Here is a 478-nt window from a genome sequence, read left to right on the forward strand (position 1 = left end):
AGTCCGGGTATCCAGTGAATGAGAAGCCCTGTCTACTGTATCCCGTAAACCAAGATTGTTCACAAACGCCGCTTTATCTTGGATATCCGCCCCGTTCTGCACTTTTTCGAGGGCACCATTAAAAATGATTTGAGATATCGCCTCAGCTAATTGAGCATCATTATTTTTATTCGGCTTTATTCCTGCTTTAGATAACACATTAATGATTTCCCGCTGCACGGAATTAAACCACTCCGCTTCCAACAGTGTGGGCGGAATACCCGCGGCCACATTGCCGTTAGTAAATTCGCCGTGACTGTCGGCGGTGTTGGTAATATCACCAATTTTTTGCATAACACATCCTCACTCAATGAAGGTGATAAAAAAGAAAGGTAAACTAAATAAATAATCGTTACTGGCTGTAACCGAATTGTAGAATGGTGTGAGACGGGCTTATCCGTCGGAACTGACACTCGAGTTTCCGGTTGCCCCATGAGCG

Annotated in this window: 1 pseudogene; it reads right to left on the reverse strand. The window is 44.6% G+C overall.

From position 1 onward, the window contains the following. Positions 1-333: pseudogene (locus Xsto_RS20905) on the reverse strand (pyocin knob domain-containing protein); the annotation flags it as partial. Positions 334-478: the final 145 nt, after the last annotated feature.

The sequence above is a fragment of the Xenorhabdus stockiae genome, from assembly GCF_002632825.1.
Classification (GTDB): domain Bacteria; phylum Pseudomonadota; class Gammaproteobacteria; order Enterobacterales; family Enterobacteriaceae; genus Xenorhabdus; species Xenorhabdus stockiae.